The organism is Luteibacter sp. NPDC031894, from assembly GCF_050273135.1.
Taxonomy (GTDB): Bacteria; Pseudomonadota; Gammaproteobacteria; order Xanthomonadales; family Rhodanobacteraceae; genus Luteibacter.
On the sequence record NZ_JBNNMV010000011.1, the window covers coordinates 23,982 to 41,754 of the forward strand.

Here is a 17,773-nt window from a genome sequence, read left to right on the forward strand (position 1 = left end):
TCAGGCTCCCTGCCCCGCGTGCGCGGCCTTCGCGGCCGCTTCCTCGGCTGTCGCCGCCGCCAGGGCGTCGAGCGACGCACGCAACCGCGGGAGGGCCGAGTCATCCGACGATTCGCTGCCTGTGGCCACGACCTGTCCGTCGACGGACAACACCAGGCGGCCTTCCTTCGCTTCGACGATGGCGTTCGTACCGCCCATCGTCGACAACGCCTGGCGCAAGGCACCCGCCGCCTTCGGATCGGCGAACGGGACAGAGAGGAGCAGCTCCTCCCCGTCGGCGGCGAACAGGCGGACGCGGAAGCTCCCGTCGGTGTCGCGGAAGCTGGCGATGCGGGGCGGTTTCGCCTTCGCCACGACCGGCGCGGGCGTGACCGCTTCCGCGGTCTTGGGCGTGCGACGCGCGCTGCGCAGTCCGACGGCCTCGCGCAGCGTTTCCACCAGCGGACCCGCGATGGCTCGTGCCTTGGCGGCACCGGCGAGCAGGATGTCCTCCATCTGTTCGGGGCGTGCCATCAACGCGTTGTAGCGCTCGCGCATCGGCCCTACCTCGGCGTCGACGCGCTCGAACAACACCTGCTTGGCGTCGCCCCAGGCAAGGCCGCCATGCAGGGCGTCGGCGAACGCCGCGGTCTCGGCCGGCGAGGCGAAGGCCTTGTAGATGGTGAACAACGCGGAGTCGTCCGTATCCTTCGCTTCGCCCGGCGCGCGCGAGTCGGTGACGATCTTCATGATCGCCTCGCGCAGCGCCTTGGGGCCGCCTTCGAACAGCGGAATGGTGTTGTCGTAGCTCTTGGACATCTTGCGTCCGTCGAGCCCGGGCAACGTCGCCACCTGTTCCTCGATCAACGCCTCCGGCAGGACGAAGAAGTCGCGCCCGTACGTATGGTTGAAGCGCTGCGCGATGTCGCGCGCCATCTCGATGTGCTGGATCTGGTCGCGGCCCACCGGCACCTTGTTCGCGTTGAAGGCGAGGATGTCCGCGGCCATCAGGACCGGATACATGTAGAGACCGGCGGTGACGCCCGCATCGGCGTCTTCCTGGTTCTCGATGTTGCGGTCCACGGCCGCCTTATAGGCGTGCGCGCGGTTGAGCATGCCCTTCGACGTCACACAGGTCAGCAGCCACGTCAGTTCGGGCACTTCGGGCACGTCCGACTGACGGTAGAAGGTGGTCCGATCCGGATCCAGCCCGGCCGCCAGCCAGCTGGCCGTGATCATCAGGCGCGATGCCTCCACGCGGTCGGGGTCGTCGCTCTTGATCAGCGCGTGGTAGTCGGCCATGAAGTAGAACGCGTCGACGTTCGGGTCACGGCTGGCCTGGATGGCCGGCCGGATGGCGCCGACGTAATTGCCGAGGTGCGGCGTGCCGGTGGTGGTGATGCCGGTGAGGACGCGGGTATGCATGGAAACGAAGCCTGGCGGACGGAAACCGTCCGAGTGTAGCCCGCGTGGCGACTCCACGGCGAACCGCCCGTGCGGCAGGTTGCCGCGCCGCCTCAGCGCATCAGGGTGGACTTCCCGAACAGGGATTCCACGAGGTCGACGGCCAGCTTCGCCGTCTGGTTGCGCTTGTCGAAGGCCGGGTTCAGTTCGACGATGTCCAGCGAGCCGACGCGACCGGTGTCCGCGATCATTTCCATGCACAGCTGCGCTTCGCGGTAGTTGGGGCCACCGCGCACCGTCGTGCCCACGCCTGGCGCAATCGACGGATCGAGAAAGTCCACGTCGAAGCTCACGTGCAGGTGGGTGTCTTCGTCGACGCCGGCCAGGGCCTCTTCCATTGCCGCCTTGATGCCGATCTCGTCGATGTAGCGCATGTCGTAGATATCCAGGCCCACCTCGTGCACGAAGCGCTTTTCGCCCTCGTCCACCGAGCGGATACCGATCTGGCGGAACACGTCCGGCGTGGTGGCGGGCACCGTGCCACCGATATGGGTGAGCGGCTCCGGGCCGTAACCACAAAGGCACGCGACCGGCATGCCGTGGATATTGCCGGACGGCGTGATCATGCTGGTGTTGAAATCCGCGTGCGCGTCGAGCCAGAGCACACGAAGCTTCTTTTCCGTTTCGCGGCAATGGCGGGCAACGGCGGAGATCGAGCCGATGGCGAGGCAATGGTCGCCGCCGAGCATCACGGGCAGGTGGCCCTCACCGAGGACCGCATGGACGGCCTCGTGGACGGCCGTGTTCCACGCCGCCACCGCCTCGAGGTGGCGATAGCCATCGGTCGGCGGGAGCCAGGGATTCAGTGGCCCGGTGAGGTTGCCCCGGTCCATGACGTGCATGCCGCGCGCGGCGAGGCGCTCGCCCAGGCGCGCGACCCGCAGGGCCTCGGGACCCATGGAACTGCCGCGGTGACCGGCACCGATATCGGTGGGGACGCCGATGAGGGCGACCGAACGGGTGGTTGGACTCATGACGGGATACTCAGGGAGAAGGATGTTCTTGCACGAGCGGCCGCCCTTCGGCGCGCCAGGCATCGGCGCTGCCCTCGAGCAGCCGTACATTCGTGTAGCCCAGGGACTGGAGCGTTTCCCGTGCACGCGCGGCACGCTTGCCGGATTTGCAGTAGACGACGAGCTCGCGATCGTGCGCGACGGCGAGGGCGCCGTGCCGAGCCGCCACCTCGTCCACGGGCACGTTCAGCGCTCCCGCGAGATGCCCCTCGCGGTACTCCGCCGGCGTGCGGACGTCGAGCAGCAAAGGTGCCTCGTGCGCCGCCATGCGCGCCGCCAGGGCGTTTCGGGAGACGTCCTGGCCCCAGGCCACGACAGGCAGCACGAGGGCGATAAACAACAGCGAGGCACGGAAACCAGTCATGCCGCAAGTTTACACCGGGCACTAAAACGGCCACGTTGCAGCGCGCCATGCGGCGGGAAAACCCGGCACCATAGGCGGCGACCCCGACGAGGCCATAGCCATGATCCGACTGGACGATGTCCAGCTATTCGTACAGACGGTGGACGCAGGAAGCTTCTCTGCGGCCGCGCGCCTCAACGGGGTGACGCCGGCCATGGCCAGCAACGCCGTGCAGCGCCTGGAGCGCGAACTGAACGTCCGCCTCTTCGTCCGTTCCACACGCAGCATGCGCTTGTCGGACGACGGCGAACGTTACCTGCCGCACGCACGCGCCATGCTGGCATCGGTGGCCGAAGGCACACGCTCACTGGCGGAAGGTCGCGGTGAGATCACCGGGCTGCTGCGCCTCGCGGTGCCCTCCGACCTGGGCCGTAACGTCCTCCTGCCTTGGCTGGACGCGTTCCAGGCGGAGCACCCTGGCATAACGCTGCAACTTCGCGTCAGTGACCGCACGGCCGACCTCCACCGGCACCCGATCGATGCTGCCGTTCGCTATGGCGTGCTCGAGGATTCGAGCCTGGTGGCCCAGCCGTTGCTGCCGGACAACCGGCGCGTGGCATGCGCCTCGCCCGACTATGTGGCCCGTCACGGCGCACCGGCGCATCCCGATGACCTGCGTGAACACAATTGCCTGTGCTTCGTCCTTGGCGAACTCGTGCACGACCGCTGGACCTTCGCACTCCCGCAGGGGTCCTGCACGATCAAGGTCACGGGCAACCGCGTCAGCGACGATGGCGAAGTCACGCATCGCTGGGGCCTCGCCGGACATGGCGTCATCTACAAGTCGCGCGCCGATATCGCGCACGATCTCGCCACTGGGCGATTGGTCGACCTGTTTCCCGGCCTCGGCGAACTCGCGCCGCTGAGTCTCGTGAGCGCGCATCGGACGCAGTTGACGCCGGCCGTGCAACGGCTGAAGGAGTTCCTTAGGGAACGACTCGCGAGGGACGTCGCATAGCGTCGAGAAGGACAGCGGACGCCGGGGAGGTATATCGGATGGTGCCGGCACCCGGATTCGAACTGGGGACCTACCGCTTACAAGGCGGTTGCTCTACCAACTGAGCTATGCCGGCGAAGGCGGGGAGTTTATCAGAAGCAGCCGGTGGTTCGAGCCGTGATGCCGGGGGTGCGGATGCCCTGGCGGATGTCGGTGCCGGCCTCGTCGGGCACGACCACGTCGAGCCACCAGACGGGGGTGGTTTCGGTGCGCTCGCTCATGCGCGCGGGGAAGCCGGCGGCGACGACCTGGTCGCGGCGTTTACGGGCGTTGGCGGGATCGTGGAACAGGCCCAGCGCCACGGAGTTCTGCAACTCGCCCTGCGCGGTCACGACGAAGTAATCCTTGACGCCTTTCGCTTCCAGTCGGCGCGCCTGGGCCAGCGCCAGTTCGCGCGTGGCCTGGGGTGGGAGGAAGACGCGCCAGCCCCGTGATTCGCTGGTTTGCTCCTGGCGCTGCCGGCTGCGCACGGTGCGCGGGGCGATGGCGCTGCGAGCCGCGCGCAGGTCGACCTGGCTCGGGAACGGGCCGAGCGCGAGGCAGCGGTAGCTGCGACGCGGACTGGTCGGGGCGCTGGCGGCGGCAGCCAGCGGGTCGCCGCCAGCGGCCTTCGCCTTGGTCTTGACCTCGGGTTTCGCGGGTGCCCCCGTGGATACGGCAGCGGCAGGCACAGCAACAGCAGCGGGCTTCGGCGCGCTCGTCGACGGCAAGGGCGCGAGCGCCGTCGCCGCGGGTGCCGATGCGGTGGGCGCAGGCAAAGGTGCCGAGACGTTTGCGGCCGGTTCCGGCAACTCGGCGAGGAGCTTCAGCTTCGGCACGCCGCCATCGTTGGGATCGACCGCGTGCGTTCCGGAATCACCCAGCAGCAGCCACGCGGCCACCGCGATGTTGAGGGCGATCAACAGAACGAACAGCAAACGCAAAAGCATGGCGACCTTGAGGCTTCCGGTGGGGCCTGCTCGCGTTCCCCTGTAAGAACCGGCAGCGTCCGGATTCTAGGCGATATCGGGCGCCGGAGCATGCGTCCGCGCCCATACCGCCAACCCGCGAAGCACGGCATCCGGGACGAGGGTCACATCGCGGTCGAGCATCGGCGCCAGCACATCGGCATCGCCGCCGCCGAGGGTGAGCCGCGGCGCGCCGCCAAGCTGGGGGGCCGCGCGGTCCACGAAGCGCTCGACGAGGGCGGCGCAGGCTTGCCAGCAGCCGGAAGCGAGCCCGTCGGCGGTGTTGTCGGCGAGGTCGCGCACCGTCCCCGGATGCTCGGGACGCACCTGCGCCGTGGCGCCGAGCACCGACTGCTGCATGAGCAACGGACCGGGCGCGATCCACCCACCGAGGTGGCGACCGTCGGCATCGAGGGCATCCAGCGTGAGCGCGGTGCCGACGCTGGCGAGCACGCAAGGGGCGCGCCCCGCGGCGAAGGCATCGACCATCGCCAGGAACCGGTCGACGCCGAGGCGCTGGGGCTCGGCGTAGGCATTGCTGACACCGCACGCTTGCGCCGGCGTGCGCACCCAGGTCGGTTCGAGGTCGAATGCCTTGCCCGCGGCGACAGCCACCGCCGTTTCGCGCGCCGCATCGACCACGGACGCACCCACGATGCGCCGCGGTGAGGGCCAGCCGTTCCAGAGGGCCGACAGTTCGTGCGCGATATCGGCATCCCACGCGAATGCTCCGCGCCGGATGAAGTCGTCGCCATCGAGCAGCGCGAACTTCAGCCGCGTATTGCCGAGGTCGAGCAGCAGGATCATGGCGTGGCCCTTCTTACCGATACTTCGGCACTGTCGACGGTAACGTGCTCACCGGTAACGCGGCGCACGCGCAATGCACCGCGTTCATCGACGCCATCGCCTGTCGCGTCGTATTCGCCACGCGGATCGATGATGCGCAGCGACTCGCCACGCAACAGGTCGTTCGCATCGTATTCCTGCGCGAACGCGGCAAAACCATGGCGCTCGAACGCGAGCAGACCCTCCGTGAGCTCCGCCACCACCGCGGTGGCGATGCGATTACGGCCCGGAGGATCGCCACCGACCAGCGATGCGAGGTCGGTGATGGGTTGGCCGGCGCGCTCGTGCAGGCTGTCCGGCAGACGGATGTTGAGGCCGACACCGATCACCGCCGCGCACGGTCCGGAATACTCCCCGGAGAGTTCCACGAGCACACCGGCCAGCTTGGCGTTACCCGCCAGCACGTCGTTCGGCCACTTCAGTCCCGCCGTTCGGATGCCGAGCTCGCCCAGCGCCCGCAACACCATGACGCCCACCGCCAGCGATAGCCCGGAGAGCGACGCGAAGCCGCTGTCGAAGCGTTTGAGCACCGAGAGATAGAGGTTCATGCCCGGTGGTGAGAGCCAGGTGCGACCGCGACGGCCGCGCCCCGCCGACTGCGCCTCGGCCATGACGAAGGCCAGGTCGTCGAGGACCGGGATACGTCGGGCCAGTTCGCTGGAGGTGGAATCGATATCCCAATGCACCTCGAGCATGCCGACCCGGGCTGCCGTCCCGGCGGCGAGTCCGGCCCGGATGCGCTGCGCGTCCAGCAGTTCCGTGCACCACGGCAAGCGATAACCACCGCCGACCCGGGCCTCCACCGGCACGCCCTTGAGGCGAAGCGCCTCGATCTGTTTCCACACGGCGGCGCGCGTCACCCCGGCCTTGCGGGCCAGGGCCGCGCCGGACACGGCGTCGCCGCCGGCGAGGGCTTCGAGGAGATCGCGTGCGAGCATGGCTACCGTTCCGGCCGTCAGGCGACCGCTGTCGAGGTGGGGAAGAGCCGGGACATCCCGCGATTCTAGGGCAGCCGGGCGGTTTTCGCCCGTTCCTCGGCCGCGGGGCGGCCGGAAGACCTCCAGCACTGGCAGGCACGTGAAATTTCTGCGAGGATCGGACGTCCCCCTTTACGTCCCTAAGGGGCCTCAGGGTTTACCGATGAACGCCAGACCGTACATCTTCGGATGTCTGTGCCTCGTCGGTGCCGCCGGCACCGCCGCCGCTTACGACATCGACCCGGCCACTGGCCTGCTCTCGCCGAGCGGAGCCGGTTCGTCCTCGTCGTTCGAAGGTTCGCGGTCGTCCCAGGGCAATCACGACAGTGGCGGGGGCGGCGTCATGCCTTCCCGCGCCACGGGCTCGCACCGCGGCGCCAAGCCACCGCCGGTCGAGTCGCCGGTCGACGTCGGCGACGGTGTCCACGAGGACGCCCTGCCCCTGCGGTCTGGCACGCCGAGTTGGCAGTCGCTGCTGCCGGGTTCGATGCTCTGATCCCTTCCGGCCGTTCTCCGTGGGTCTCGTCCAGTCGCTGATCGCGCGCTTCCGCGCCCCGGTTCCGCCGATCGATGACACGCTCTGGCGGCAGGCGCTCGACCGTGTGCCCCTGGCCCGCGCCCTCGACGCGCCACGAGCCCACTACCTGCGCCAACTGGCGGCCATCTTCCTGCACACGAAGCGTTTCCACGCGCTCGGCGGCGCCGTCCTCGACGAGTTCTGGCAGCTGGCGATCGCCATGCAGGCGAGCCTGCCCGTCCTGCCGCATGGTCCAAGGGCGTTCAAGGGCTGGACGAACGTGCTCGTCTACCCGGGCGAGTTCAACGTGCGGCGGAGCCACCACGACGCCCCTACCGGCGTCGTCACCGACCGCGACGACACCTTGATCGGCGAAGCCTGGGAGCGAGGGCCGATGGTCCTGTCGTTGGCCGACGTGGCACTCGACCTGGAAGCGCCGTGGGATGGCTTCAACGTCATCGTCCACGAGATGGCGCACAAGCTGGACATGCGCGCCGGCCCCGCCAACGGCGTGCCGCCGCTACCGTCGTCGATAAATCGCAGGCAGTGGATCGACACGATGCAGCGTGGATTCGACCGGCTGGCGAAGGCTGTCGATCGCGGCCGGCGTACCGCCATCGACCCCTACGCGGCGGAAGCACCCGAGGAATACTTCGCGGTGACTAGCGAACTGCACTTCTCGCAACCTGCACTCTTGCGCGATGCGGAGCCGGATGTGGCGAGGTTGCTGGAAGCGTTTTACGGGCCTCCGCCCACCGCGGGAGCGCCCGGCATCCGTTAGGGAGGCGGGAGCTTCACGCTGAAGCGCGCGCCGCCCAGTTCTTCCGAGCGGTCGACGTGCAGTTCGCCCTGGTACGCCTTGATGATGTCCTGGACGATCGAAAGGCCGATGCCATGACCTTGCACGCGTTCGTCGCCACGCACGCCGCGCTGGAGGATCTTTTCGATCTTCTCGTCGGGAATGCCCGGGCCGTCATCTTCGACCACCAGCTCCAGGCCGCCGCGCCCGCCCATCTTGCCGACCGAACGCGCGGTAAGCAGCACGCGGTGCGATGCCCACTTGAAGGCGTTCTCGACAAGGTTACCCATCAGCTCGAGCAGGTCGCCCTGCTCGCCCGGAAAGGTCGCCCCGTCCTCGATCTCGAACTCGCAGAGCACGTTTTTCGCGGCGTAGACCTTTTCCAGGCTCTGCACCAGATCCTCGGCATGACCCGCGATGGGCTCCACCGAAGCGATGGTCCGTCGACCGGACGTCGCGGCACGCGATAGCTGGTACGCCACGATCTCGTCCATCTTGCGGACCTGGTCGAGGATGTCGCCGCGCAGGTTGCCGGCGTCGCCACCGGTCTCCAGTTGCGAACGAATCACCGCGAGCGGCGTCTTCAGGCTGTGCGCCAGGTCGGCCAGGGTGTCGCGATAGCGCGTGCGCTGTTCGCGCTCGCTATCGATGAAGGCGTTGAGGCGCCGCGTGAGCACCGTCAGCTCCACGGGATACGGCCCGTCGAGATGGTCGCGCGAGCCACGCTCGATGTGCGCGAGGTCGCTCGAAACACGACGCAACGGTAAGAGGCTCCAGCGCAGCAGGAACAGCTGCAGGAGCATGAGCATCATGCCCAGCATCGCCAGCCACAGGAACTGCGTGCGGCGATACGTGGCCACCTGGCGCTCGAACTGGTCCTCCGTCTGCGCGACGGCGAACGTCAACGGCACGCTGCGCTTTTCCGTACTGTCGAGCGACACGCCGTAACTGAAGACGTAGAGTTTGCCGCTACGCGTTTCCACCGGTTCGAACGCGGTTTCGCCGGGCGAGAGCATCCGTACGAAATCGAAGTCGCGGCCCAGCGCGGAAGACGATTCCCAGCGGAACCCATCGTTGCCGACGATGATCGCGTAGAGGCCAGAACCCGGCCGCGAGAAATCGGGGTTCGGCTGGCTGTCCGGCGTGGTGACCTTGCCGGCGCGCGTGATGTCGGTGCCCGTGATGTACGCGATGGCGTAGTTGTGCAGCCGGTCGTGCATGGCCGACAGTTCGGACGCGTAGTTGGCCTTGTTCTGCGCGAGGCCGGTCAGTCCGAGGAAGGCGGCCAGCGCGAAGCCGGTCGCCAACGCCGCACGCGCGGCCAGCGAAAGGGGCCGGCGTTTGGTCGATGAAGCGTTTTCCATGCTTCGAGCTTACCTTGAGGCGGCGCGCCCTACGGCCGCGCCGCCGGCAGGATCAATCCTCGTCTGCCTCGTTGCGCGGAATGGCGAAGCGGTACCCGCGGCCGCGGACCGTTTCGATCGGCTTGAGCGCGCTTTCCGGGTCCAGCTTGCGGCGCAGGCGGCCGATGAAGACTTCCAGCACGTTCGAATCGCGGTCGAAGTCCTGCTGGTAGATGTGCTCGGTGAGGTCGGCCTTGGAGACCAGCTCACCCGCATGCAGCATCAGGTACTCCAGCACCTTGTACTCATAGCTGGTGAGGTCGACCTGCCGACCTTCGACGGTGACGGTCTGGGCCGTGGTGTCGAGCTTGATCGGACCGCAGGCCAGCACTGGCTTCGACCAGCCGCTGGCGCGGCGGACGAGCGCGTTGATGCGGGCCAGCAGCTCCTCGACATGGAACGGCTTTACCAGGTAGTCGTCGGCGCCGTACTTCAGGCCCTCGACTTTGTCCTGCCAGCTGCCGCGCGCGGTGAGGATCAGGATGGGATAGCGCTGGCCGTGCTCGCGCAGCGCCTTCACCAGATCCATGCCCGACAGCTTGGGCAGGCCCAGGTCGATGATCGCGAGGTCGAACGGCACCTCGCGTCCCAGGTACAGGCCTTCTTCACCGTCCTGGGCCGCATCGACGGCGAAACCGTCGCGCTTCAGGCGCGCGGCGAGGGTCTCGCGCAGCGGGGCCTCGTCCTCTACGAGCAGGATTCGCATCAATGTCTCTCCTTGTTATCCCCTGCACTGGCGTCCAGGGGCTTGGCGGTTTCGGTACGGATAGGCACCACCTTGACGTGACCGTCGAGGGTGAGCACCTTGACCCGGTATTCGGTGATGCGGCCGCGCTCCACGAGCCGCGTATCCGCCGATAACACCTTCCCCCCGGTGTCCTTCTGCACCTTGCTCACCGCCTGCTCCAGCGACATCGACTGGTATGCGGAAGCGACGGCGGGCAAGGCAAGGCAGAAGGCGGCAAAAAGTAGCGGAGGAAACGTGATTTTCATGTCTGGCGCGGGGAAGGCCGGATAGCTGGTCGGCCGATCATGCCGAGCACCGACCCGCCCGAAGCTGAACGAAACCCGGATTGGGTCGGTCCGGGCCACCATTGCCCTTCCCCACCGCCCGGCCTCCGCGCACGCGATACCGGGCCGAAGCCCTCGCCTGCTTGGCGCTCAGGGGAGGCGTTCGAACAAGGTCATCGGCTTTCCCCGGTAATCGGCCTGGCCGAACGGCCGGTAGCCGAGGCGCTCGCCAAGCCGGACCGAGGGCACGTTTTCCGGGTCGATCAGGCAGACGGTGCGGCCTTTCCCACGACGTTCGAAGAACCAGTCGTGCACGGCCAGCAGGGCCTCGGTCCCATACCCCTTGCCGTGCGCCGCGCTCGCCAGCGCCCACGCGCCCTCCGGAAAGTCATCGAAGCGTTCGCCCATGCCGCGATGGAAATGAGCCAGTCCCACCTCGCCGACGAAGCGGCCGCCGTCCTTCTCGCGCAACGTGAAGATGCCATAGCCGAAGGCGGCCCAATGTCCGACGTTGCGCAGCAGCTTGATCCACGTGTCTTCGGGAAGGGAGCTACCGCCGATGAATTCCATCACCTTCGGATCGGTCCTCATCGCATTGCAGTCATCGAAGTCGGAGATGGCACTGGGCGTGAGGACCAACCGTTCTGTAACGATCATGCGTTGCGACCTTATGCGAGGGCGGGATCAGGCGGCCTGACGGAAGGCGGAAAGCGCACTTTCGATAAGGCGCCAGTCGGCGCCGGGAAGGTGCGCCCCTTCCGAAAGCTGGCGGCGGAATCCTCGCGCGCCTGGTTCGCCCTGGTAAAGGCCGAGGATATGCCGGGTGATGTGCTTCAACTGCGTGCCGCGAGCCAGCTCCGCGTCGATGTAGATGCGCATCCGCTCCAGGACGTCGGCGCGATCCGGCAGCGGCACGCCGTAGAGGTCGGCCTCGATCCGGGCCAGCACGTAGGGATCGTGATAGGCGGCGCGGCCCAGCATCACCCCATCCACCTGAGCCAGGTGCTCGCGCACCGCCTCGACCGTGGTGATGCCACCGTTGATCACGATGGTGAGCTCGGGGAACTCGCGCTTCAGGCGGTAGACCCGCTCGTAGTCGAGCGGCGGGATCTCCCGGTTTTCCTTCGGGCTGAGTCCCTCAAGCCACGCCTTGCGCGCATGGACCACGAGGATGCGCACGCCCGCCTCGATCATCGTCGTGGTGAAGCGCTGCAAGTCCGCGTACTCGTCCTGGTCGTCGACACCGATGCGGCATTTCACCGTGACGGGTATGTCGACCGCATCGGCCATCGCCCGGACGCACTCCCCCACCAGGTCCGGCTCGCGCATCAGGCACGCGCCGAACTTGCCGGACTGGACCCGATCCGAGGGGCACCCGACATTGAGGTTGATCTCGTCGTACCCCGCCTGGGCACCGAGTACCGCGGCCTTGGCAAGTTCGATGGGGTCGCTGCCGCCCAGTTGGAGGGCCACCGGGTGTTCCTCGTGGCTGTGCTCCAGCAGCCGCAGCTGGTTCCCGCGCACCAGGGCGGCGCTCGTCACCATCTCGGTATAGAGCCGGGCGTGGGGCGACAGCAGCCGGTGGAAGTACCGGCAGTGGCGGTCCGTCCAGTCCATCATCGGGGCGACGGTGAGGCGGAAGGCGTTGGGATCGACAGAAAGCATCGGACGATTTTAGCAACCCCTGTGGCGGCGCGCTCGCGGTTCCGGCCAGAGGATCAAGTGACGCCATCGTTGGGCCGCTTACCGGTCCGGATCGATGACTGCCTGCATCAGCGAGATCTCGCTAACAGATGCACCCAGCGCGCGAGCGTTGCCGTCTTCGACAGGTGACCGACAAAGGCCGAGCCGCCGAGAGACTCGTCGTCGATCCAGACTTCCAAACGATTCACGGCTTGGGCTTCCGCGGTCGTGGCGGTTTCGGCGGCACTGACGGAGTGGGAAGCAAGGCAGGCGCAGGCGGGGTTTGGGCAATGGGCGCCGGCCGCGGCGCGGGGATGATCCTAGTGCGGGCCGGGGCATTGGTGCGCCGGAGTGCGGCGTCCTGCAGTTCGCGACCGAGGGTGTCGTGCGCGGCAATCAGGTCGATGTCGCCGGCCAGACCAAGCACCGTCAGCGCTCGCAGAACGGTTGCCAGACTGGTCGACGGGTCGCCATTCTCAAGCTTGGCGATGGTCGGGACACTGACTCCCACGCGCTCCGCCATCACCTTCTGGGTCATCGAACGACGCATACGGGCGGCGCGCAGGCGCTGGCTCAGCGCCTCGATCTGGCGCTGTACGCGGGGATGGGTCGGGGGGATTCGCTTCGCCATACCAAATTAAATTACAGTTCCCGGCGGGAAAAACAAGTTAATATTGGATTTCGCCGCTTACCAGCCTCAAGCTGCAGGGTGCTCGAGCGCGTCCCAGCCGCTTGCCGACCCATGCCTCAAACCCCTCCAGAAACGCCAGGAGACGCTTCCGGGTCGCGGCGTCGAACGTGTCCGACGCGGCGTCATAAGAGGATGCGATCTCGGCCATGTACAACTGCGGCGCCGGCATCGTGAGCGCGCCCATGGCAGCCAGCGCGTGACGGAGCTGCGACTGCGCCAGCCGCGTCCCCCATTTGCCAGGGGTGGCGCCGAAAATCGCAACGGGCTTGCCCGACAGGACTTCCCCAAGCTCGGCGTCGTCGCGAGACAGCCAATCGAGGGTGTTCTTGAGCACGCCGGGCAAGGACTGGTTGTATTCGGGTGTAGCGATCAGCACCCCATCCGCCGCCGCAACGGCGATGCGCAGGCGCGTTACGCCGTCGGGGCTAGGGGTACTCGCTTCCACGTCCTCGTCGAAGAGCGGCACATCGGCGATCGTGTCGTGCACCGTCAGCACCATGCCGGGTGGCGCGATCTGGGCGGCCGTATCGAGCAATCGCCCGTTGTGACTGTTCCTGCGCAAGCTGCCGGCGAATGCCAGTATGCGGAGGGGAGCTTGTGGTTCGGACATCGGTGGTTTCCTTGGTAGGGTCAAAGCAACAAAAGCACCGCGCTGGCGATCAACGACAGGCCCATGATCCGGTCGAACCGACGCCTCGCGCCGGGTGCCTGCAGATGCCGCGCGAGATGGCGGCCCGCGAGCGCCCAAAGCAGCAGGCAGGTGGAGGGAATCGCCAGGAAGAGCGGAGCCAGCCAGACGAGGATCGTCGTCGCGTCCCGCTGCGGGAATGACGCCACCAGCGATAGCACCATGACCCAGCTCTTGGGGTTGCAGAACTGGAACGCGAACAGGCCGACGAAACCTGCCGGGAGCGCCGCCCCGTGTTCATGGGTTACCGGGCTGCGCAGCATCGACCACCCCAACCAAGCCAGGTAGACGGCTCCGGCCACCGCGATCATGGTGCGCAGGAAGGGCAAGTCCCGCATCAGGGACCCCGCCGCGACCACCAGCGCAAGCATCGTCATGCCGCCTAGCACGATGCCGCCCATGGCAAGCGACAAAGCGGTCGAAGTGCTCGTGGCGGCGGTACGAAGCACCACCAGGTTGTTCGGTCCCGGCGTCAGCGATGCGACCAGCAGCAGGGTGCCGGCCGCCAGCAAGGGGGTTGAGGTCATGTGGGGGCACGAGTCGAGTAGGACCCGGCGATTCTGCCGCCTGCCCCTGGTGCGCTCACGCACCGCTCTGGTCTACTATCAAGGCCATGAAGTCGCTCCCGCTCAATGCCCTCCGGGCTTTTGCCATGACACATGAGCATGGTGGCGTCCGCGCGGCCGCGCGAGAGCTCGGCGTCGCTCATTCGTCCGTCAGCCGGCACCTCGCCGAACTGGAAACCTGGATCGGCGTCCCGCTATTCGAGCGCGGTGCCGCCACATGGACACCGTCACCGCAGGGAGTGGCACTGGCCCGGCGCGTGCACGAATTGCTTCAAGGCATGGCGGAAGCGACAGCCGCCGCGCGCGAGGCGCCTTCGCCATTCACCGTGACGATCGGCGTGGCCCCGTCGTTCGCAAGCAGGTGGCTGCTGCCCCGCCTGCCGACACTGGAGCGCGCGCACCCACGCATTGGGTTGTCGGTGCTGGTCAACCAGCAGCTCGACACGCTGTCCGAGGGCGTGGACCTGGCGGTGCGGATGGGAAGCGGCCCGTGGGCCGGCCTGGACTGCGAACCGCTGATGGACGACCACCTGTACCCGGTGGTGAACACGGACTTCTGGCGAGCGGCAAACGGCAGCGACGCCGTAGAAAGCCTGCTCGGGCTACGCCTGCTGCACGATCGCGATCCGTCCGCCAGTTGGGAGCACTGGCGGCGCGTGCATGGTCCTGCGTCATTGCCGCTGGATCACGGCGCGCGATTGACGTCCTCCGACCTTGTCCTGCGCGCCGCTGAATTGGGGCAAGGCATTGCCCTCGCGCGAGGCCGACTGGCGGAGGACGCACTCGTCGCCGGTACGCTGATACGACCGTTTGGCGACAAAGCTGTCCATCTTCCCAAGGCGTACTGGCTTGTGCGGCCGAAACGGAAAGCGGCGTCGCCATCGCAACGCCACGCCGTCACGGCTGTGGTGGCGTGGCTGAAGGATCAGGCGGGTTGAACGAACGCTCGTCGCGCTGCCGCCGCAGTTCCGGCACGGGCATCCCGTACCAGCCCCAATTCTCCAGCGGCACCTCCTCGATCACGACGAACGTCGAATCGAGCGGCTTGTGCAGGACATCGAGCAACAGCTGACTGACGCCGTGTATCAGCGCGGCCTTCTCGTCGGCGGTGGCCGCGTCACGACCGGCCCCGGAACCTTCCCGGGTGATTTGTATGGTCACGATAGGCATGGTGTGTTCCTGTTCGAGTATCGCCTTTAATGGCCCGCACTCTGGCCGCCGTCCACGTGGAGGATCTCGCCGGTGACAAAACCTGCCGACTCCAGGAACAGTACGGCCTGCGCGACATCGGAAACGTCACCCATGCGCCCGACAGGATGGAGCGCCGCCAGCCATTCGTGCGTTTCCGGTGCGTGCAGCGGCGTCCGGATCACCCCGGGGGAAACCGCGTTGACGCGGATGCCGCGCTTGGCGTACTCGATGGCAAGCGACTTGGTCGCGGCGTTCAACCCGCCCTTGGTCAGCGATGCCAGCACGGAGGGAACGCCCTCGATCGCGTGGTCCGTCAGGCTGGTCGTGATGCTGACGACATGGCCGCTGCCCTGCTTCTCCATATGCTCGATCGCGAGCTGTGTGAGGAAGAAGAATCCGGTCAGATTGACGGAGATATTGCTCGCGTAGTCATTGGCACTCAATTGGGTGAAGGGCTTGGCCGTGAAGATGCCGGCATTGTTCACCAGCGTGTCGACACGACCGAAGTGCGTGAGGGTCTCTTCCATGACGTGCTGGGCCACCGCGCGATCGGAAATGTCGCCCGCCACGGCAAGTACGTCGGGATCGCCCGAAGGTCGGATGTTGCGAGAGTTGGCGACGACGCGATAATCGCGGTCGCGAAACGCCTGGACGAGACCGGCGCCGATGCCTTGCGACGCACCCGTGATGATGACGACTTTGCGGTAACTGCTCATGGTATGGCTCCGGGAGAAAGGGATAGAACTCAACAGGACGTCGCGCCCGGGGGGGGCACTGGTCACGAGCCCATGTGATAGCGCGACGCGGGGGATGTTCGGGAAAGGCCCGGCAGCAGCGCCCGCCGCGCCGCCTCCCACGCGTCCCATTGGTCTATGTCCGGCAGCGACGGAAGGGTCGCGAACTCGCCTTGGGCGAGCCCCGACAGCGCGGCATCCACCACGTCTTCCGCCGTCATGACGATGTTCGCGGGCAACGCTTCGACCGGCATGCCGGACAATTCCCAGAAGTCCGTCGCCGTTGCTCCGGGCATCACGACCTGCACGCGAACCCCGCGATCGCCGAAGTCGTTGCGAAGCGCCTGTGAAAAGGCCAGCACATAGGCCTTGCTGCCGCTGTATACCCCGCCGCTCAACACCTCCGGGGCCAGTGCAAGGATGGAGCCCATATTGACGATGGTGCCACCACCCCGCTCGAGGAAAGCGGTCGCGGCGGCGCGCGCCAAGCGCGTCAGCGCGGTGACATTGAGGGCGACGATGCGCTCTATGCTAACGACATCGAGGTCCTGCAAAGGCACGGTAGATCCCGCACCGGCATTGTTGACCAGCATGCGCACCGAGTGATCGGTAAGTAGCGCATCTTCGACGCGTTGCAGCGCTCCGCCATCCGTGAGGTCCGCACCGATGGTTCGCACGGTTCGCCCGGTATCGCTCGCGATTCGCTCGCCCAGCATCTCCAGCTTGGCGATGTTGCGCGCCACGAGCACGAGATCGTATCCCTGGCGGGCGAGCCGGTCGGCATAGATCGCACCGAGTCCGGAAGACGCGCCGGTGATCAGGGCAGTGCCACTATCGTTGATGATCATGGAAGTCTCCTGTTCAGGGGTCGGTGCGACCCGCTCAGTCCGCGCCACCGAGGCTGCCGGTGTATACGGGGAGGCGCTTCTCGACATCGGGTTTCACCTGCAGGCCGAGCTCCATCAGTTGCTTGACGCGGCGCTGCGCCGCGGCGCGCTGCACGGACCCGATAAAGCCGTCCCACTCCGCGCCGATCTGCTCGTTCGAAGGCAGGCTGCTCTCGTCCACGATGCGTTTGATATCGGCAATCGCCTGCTTGTCGAAGCGCGCGATACGGCGCGCCATCGTGTCGACGAAGGCATCGAGTTCGGCGTCGGGCAAGGCACGATTGACATAGCCGTAGCGCTCCGCGGTCGGGCCGTCGATGTCGTTTCCGGTAAGCAAGACCTCGAGGGCGCGTCCACGGCCCATCAGCCGCGGCAGGCGCGACATCGGACCGCCCCCAGGCACCAGGCCCGCGCCGATTTCCCACTGCGACAGCACCGCTTTCTCGCGGCTGGCGAAGCGCATGTCGCTAGCCAGCGAGAGTTCGCTGCCTACGCCGGTCGCGCGGCCACGGATCATGGCAATAGACACCACCGGCGCCTTGCTGATGCGTACGAGCATGTCGGGGAGCGGCGGCAGTCCGGTAGCACCGCGAGGCAATCCGGTCGTGTCCGTCAGGGGTGGCACGAAGTCGTAGTGCGTGAGGAAGAAGTCCGGCACGTCACTTTCGAAAACAACCACGCGCACGCGCGGATCGGTCTCGATCTCGGAGACGATCTTGTTCAACTGCGGTATCGTCACCGGCCCGAAAATATTGTACGGCGGATTGTGGAAAGTCACGCGCCAGTACTCCGGCGTCACGCGCGTGAGGCGGACCTGGCCGTCGGCATCGCTGGCCGACCGAGGCGCAACGTTCGACGGCACCTGCTGCGCCCAGGTGGGCATGGCCAGCGCGACGCCGACCGCGAGTATCGTTCGGGCGAGAAAGTGATGGTTCACGATGGCTCCATGACGCTGAGGGTGGAGGTCGATCGTTGCG

General features: G+C 67.0%; 22 protein-coding genes and 1 tRNA gene. 4 read left to right on the forward strand and 19 right to left on the reverse strand.

Features of this window, described 5'->3' with window-relative positions; all coding sequences use genetic code 11:
- From ACQKIE_RS18400 to ACQKIE_RS18410, 3 genes are all read right to left on the reverse strand, one after another.
- Complete coding sequence (locus ACQKIE_RS18400; protein ID WP_427461865.1) at positions 1-1,404, reverse strand: tryptophan--tRNA ligase; 1,404 nt, start codon at positions 1,402-1,404, stop codon at positions 1-3.
- A gap of 92 nt (positions 1,405-1,496) precedes the next feature.
- Entirely contained in the window at positions 1,497-2,417 is a 921-nt protein-coding gene (rocF, locus tag ACQKIE_RS18405) for an arginase (RefSeq protein ID WP_427461867.1), read from the reverse strand.
- A 10-nt stretch (positions 2,418-2,427) separates the two neighbouring features.
- Entirely contained in the window at positions 2,428-2,820 is a 393-nt protein-coding gene (locus ACQKIE_RS18410) for a rhodanese-like domain-containing protein (protein WP_427461869.1), read from the reverse strand.
- A gap of 100 nt (positions 2,821-2,920) precedes the next feature.
- Here ACQKIE_RS18410 and ACQKIE_RS18415 point away from each other — a divergent pair, with 100 nt between their 5' ends.
- Positions 2,921-3,817 carry a LysR substrate-binding domain-containing protein gene (locus ACQKIE_RS18415; RefSeq protein WP_427461871.1) on the forward strand — a complete coding sequence of 299 codons (897 nt, stop codon included), beginning with the start codon at positions 2,921-2,923 and terminating at the stop codon, positions 3,815-3,817.
- Between the two features lie 39 nt (positions 3,818-3,856).
- On the opposite strand, the gene ACQKIE_RS18420 is transcribed toward ACQKIE_RS18415, so the two are convergent.
- The 4 genes from ACQKIE_RS18420 to ACQKIE_RS18435 form a co-directional block, all read right to left on the reverse strand.
- Positions 3,857-3,932, reverse strand: a tRNA-Thr gene (locus tag ACQKIE_RS18420).
- A gap of 16 nt (positions 3,933-3,948) precedes the next feature.
- Positions 3,949-4,785 carry an SPOR domain-containing protein gene (locus ACQKIE_RS18425; RefSeq protein ID WP_427461873.1) on the reverse strand — a complete coding sequence of 279 codons (837 nt, stop codon included), beginning with the start codon at positions 4,783-4,785 and terminating at the stop codon, positions 3,949-3,951.
- A gap of 66 nt (positions 4,786-4,851) precedes the next feature.
- On the reverse strand, positions 4,852-5,610 hold the full coding sequence (locus ACQKIE_RS18430; RefSeq protein WP_427461875.1) for a type III pantothenate kinase: 759 nt from the start codon (positions 5,608-5,610) through the stop codon (positions 4,852-4,854).
- Positions 5,607-6,587 (reverse strand): biotin--[acetyl-CoA-carboxylase] ligase, encoded by a 981-nt coding sequence (locus tag ACQKIE_RS18435; RefSeq protein WP_427461877.1) that lies wholly within the window; start codon positions 6,585-6,587, stop codon positions 5,607-5,609. The genes ACQKIE_RS18430 and ACQKIE_RS18435 overlap by 4 nt, the downstream gene beginning before the upstream one ends.
- A 202-nt stretch (positions 6,588-6,789) precedes the next feature.
- Here ACQKIE_RS18435 and ACQKIE_RS18440 point away from each other — a divergent pair, with 202 nt between their 5' ends.
- Both ACQKIE_RS18440 and ACQKIE_RS18445 read left to right on the forward strand, forming a co-directional pair.
- Entirely contained in the window at positions 6,790-7,122 is a 333-nt protein-coding gene (locus ACQKIE_RS18440; protein ID WP_427461879.1) for a hypothetical protein, read from the forward strand.
- Between the two features lie 19 nt (positions 7,123-7,141).
- A complete protein-coding gene (locus ACQKIE_RS18445) occupies positions 7,142-7,924 on the forward strand; it encodes a zinc-dependent peptidase (protein ID WP_427461881.1) in 783 nt (260 codons plus the stop codon).
- Here ACQKIE_RS18445 and ACQKIE_RS18450 read toward each other — a convergent pair.
- From ACQKIE_RS18450 to ACQKIE_RS18485, 8 genes are all read right to left on the reverse strand, one after another.
- Positions 7,921-9,306 (reverse strand): ATP-binding protein, encoded by a 1,386-nt coding sequence (locus ACQKIE_RS18450; RefSeq protein ID WP_427461883.1) that lies wholly within the window; start codon positions 9,304-9,306, stop codon positions 7,921-7,923. The genes ACQKIE_RS18445 and ACQKIE_RS18450 overlap by 4 nt on opposite strands.
- A 52-nt stretch (positions 9,307-9,358) precedes the next feature.
- Positions 9,359-10,051, reverse strand: a complete 693-nt coding sequence (locus ACQKIE_RS18455; protein WP_072321955.1) for a response regulator transcription factor — start codon at positions 10,049-10,051, stop codon at positions 9,359-9,361.
- Positions 10,051-10,338: a PepSY domain-containing protein gene (locus tag ACQKIE_RS18460; protein WP_427461886.1), complete on the reverse strand. Its 288-nt coding sequence runs from the start codon at positions 10,336-10,338 to the stop codon at positions 10,051-10,053. Before ACQKIE_RS18460 ends, ACQKIE_RS18455 begins: the two co-directional genes overlap by 1 nt.
- A 168-nt stretch (positions 10,339-10,506) precedes the next feature.
- Positions 10,507-11,013: a GNAT family N-acetyltransferase gene (locus tag ACQKIE_RS18465; protein ID WP_427461887.1), complete on the reverse strand. Its 507-nt coding sequence runs from the start codon at positions 11,011-11,013 to the stop codon at positions 10,507-10,509.
- Positions 11,014-11,040: 27 nt separating this feature from the next.
- A complete protein-coding gene (gene dusA / locus ACQKIE_RS18470; protein WP_427461889.1) occupies positions 11,041-12,021 on the reverse strand; it encodes a tRNA dihydrouridine(20/20a) synthase DusA in 981 nt (326 codons plus the stop codon).
- A gap of 223 nt (positions 12,022-12,244) precedes the next feature.
- Positions 12,245-12,670 carry a helix-turn-helix transcriptional regulator gene (locus ACQKIE_RS18475; RefSeq protein WP_427461891.1) on the reverse strand — a complete coding sequence of 142 codons (426 nt, stop codon included), beginning with the start codon at positions 12,668-12,670 and terminating at the stop codon, positions 12,245-12,247.
- Positions 12,671-12,707: 37 nt separating this feature from the next.
- Positions 12,708-13,340: an NADPH-dependent FMN reductase gene (locus ACQKIE_RS18480; protein WP_427461893.1), complete on the reverse strand. Its 633-nt coding sequence runs from the start codon at positions 13,338-13,340 to the stop codon at positions 12,708-12,710.
- A gap of 20 nt (positions 13,341-13,360) precedes the next feature.
- Positions 13,361-13,945, reverse strand: coding sequence for a LysE family translocator (locus ACQKIE_RS18485; protein WP_427461895.1), 585 nt, complete (start codon positions 13,943-13,945; stop codon positions 13,361-13,363).
- Between the two features lie 86 nt (positions 13,946-14,031).
- Here ACQKIE_RS18485 and ACQKIE_RS18490 point away from each other — a divergent pair, with 86 nt between their 5' ends.
- Positions 14,032-14,922 (forward strand): LysR substrate-binding domain-containing protein, encoded by an 891-nt coding sequence (locus ACQKIE_RS18490; RefSeq protein ID WP_427461897.1) that lies wholly within the window; start codon positions 14,032-14,034, stop codon positions 14,920-14,922.
- Here the strand turns inward: ACQKIE_RS18490 and ACQKIE_RS18495 are convergent.
- The 4 genes from ACQKIE_RS18495 to ACQKIE_RS18510 all read right to left on the reverse strand — a co-directional run bounded on the left by ACQKIE_RS18495 (position 14,882) and on the right by ACQKIE_RS18510 (position 17,733).
- Entirely contained in the window at positions 14,882-15,154 is a 273-nt protein-coding gene (locus ACQKIE_RS18495) for a tautomerase family protein (RefSeq protein ID WP_427461899.1), read from the reverse strand. The two genes, ACQKIE_RS18490 and ACQKIE_RS18495, sit on opposite strands and share 41 nt — an antisense overlap.
- A 26-nt stretch (positions 15,155-15,180) precedes the next feature.
- Positions 15,181-15,891: an SDR family NAD(P)-dependent oxidoreductase gene (locus ACQKIE_RS18500; RefSeq protein ID WP_427461901.1), complete on the reverse strand. Its 711-nt coding sequence runs from the start codon at positions 15,889-15,891 to the stop codon at positions 15,181-15,183.
- A 62-nt stretch (positions 15,892-15,953) separates the two neighbouring features.
- A complete protein-coding gene (locus ACQKIE_RS18505) occupies positions 15,954-16,757 on the reverse strand; it encodes an SDR family NAD(P)-dependent oxidoreductase (protein WP_427461903.1) in 804 nt (267 codons plus the stop codon).
- A gap of 34 nt (positions 16,758-16,791) precedes the next feature.
- Positions 16,792-17,733 carry an enoyl-CoA hydratase/isomerase family protein gene (locus tag ACQKIE_RS18510; RefSeq protein ID WP_427461905.1) on the reverse strand — a complete coding sequence of 314 codons (942 nt, stop codon included), beginning with the start codon at positions 17,731-17,733 and terminating at the stop codon, positions 16,792-16,794.
- Between the last annotated feature and the right edge of the window lie 40 nt (positions 17,734-17,773).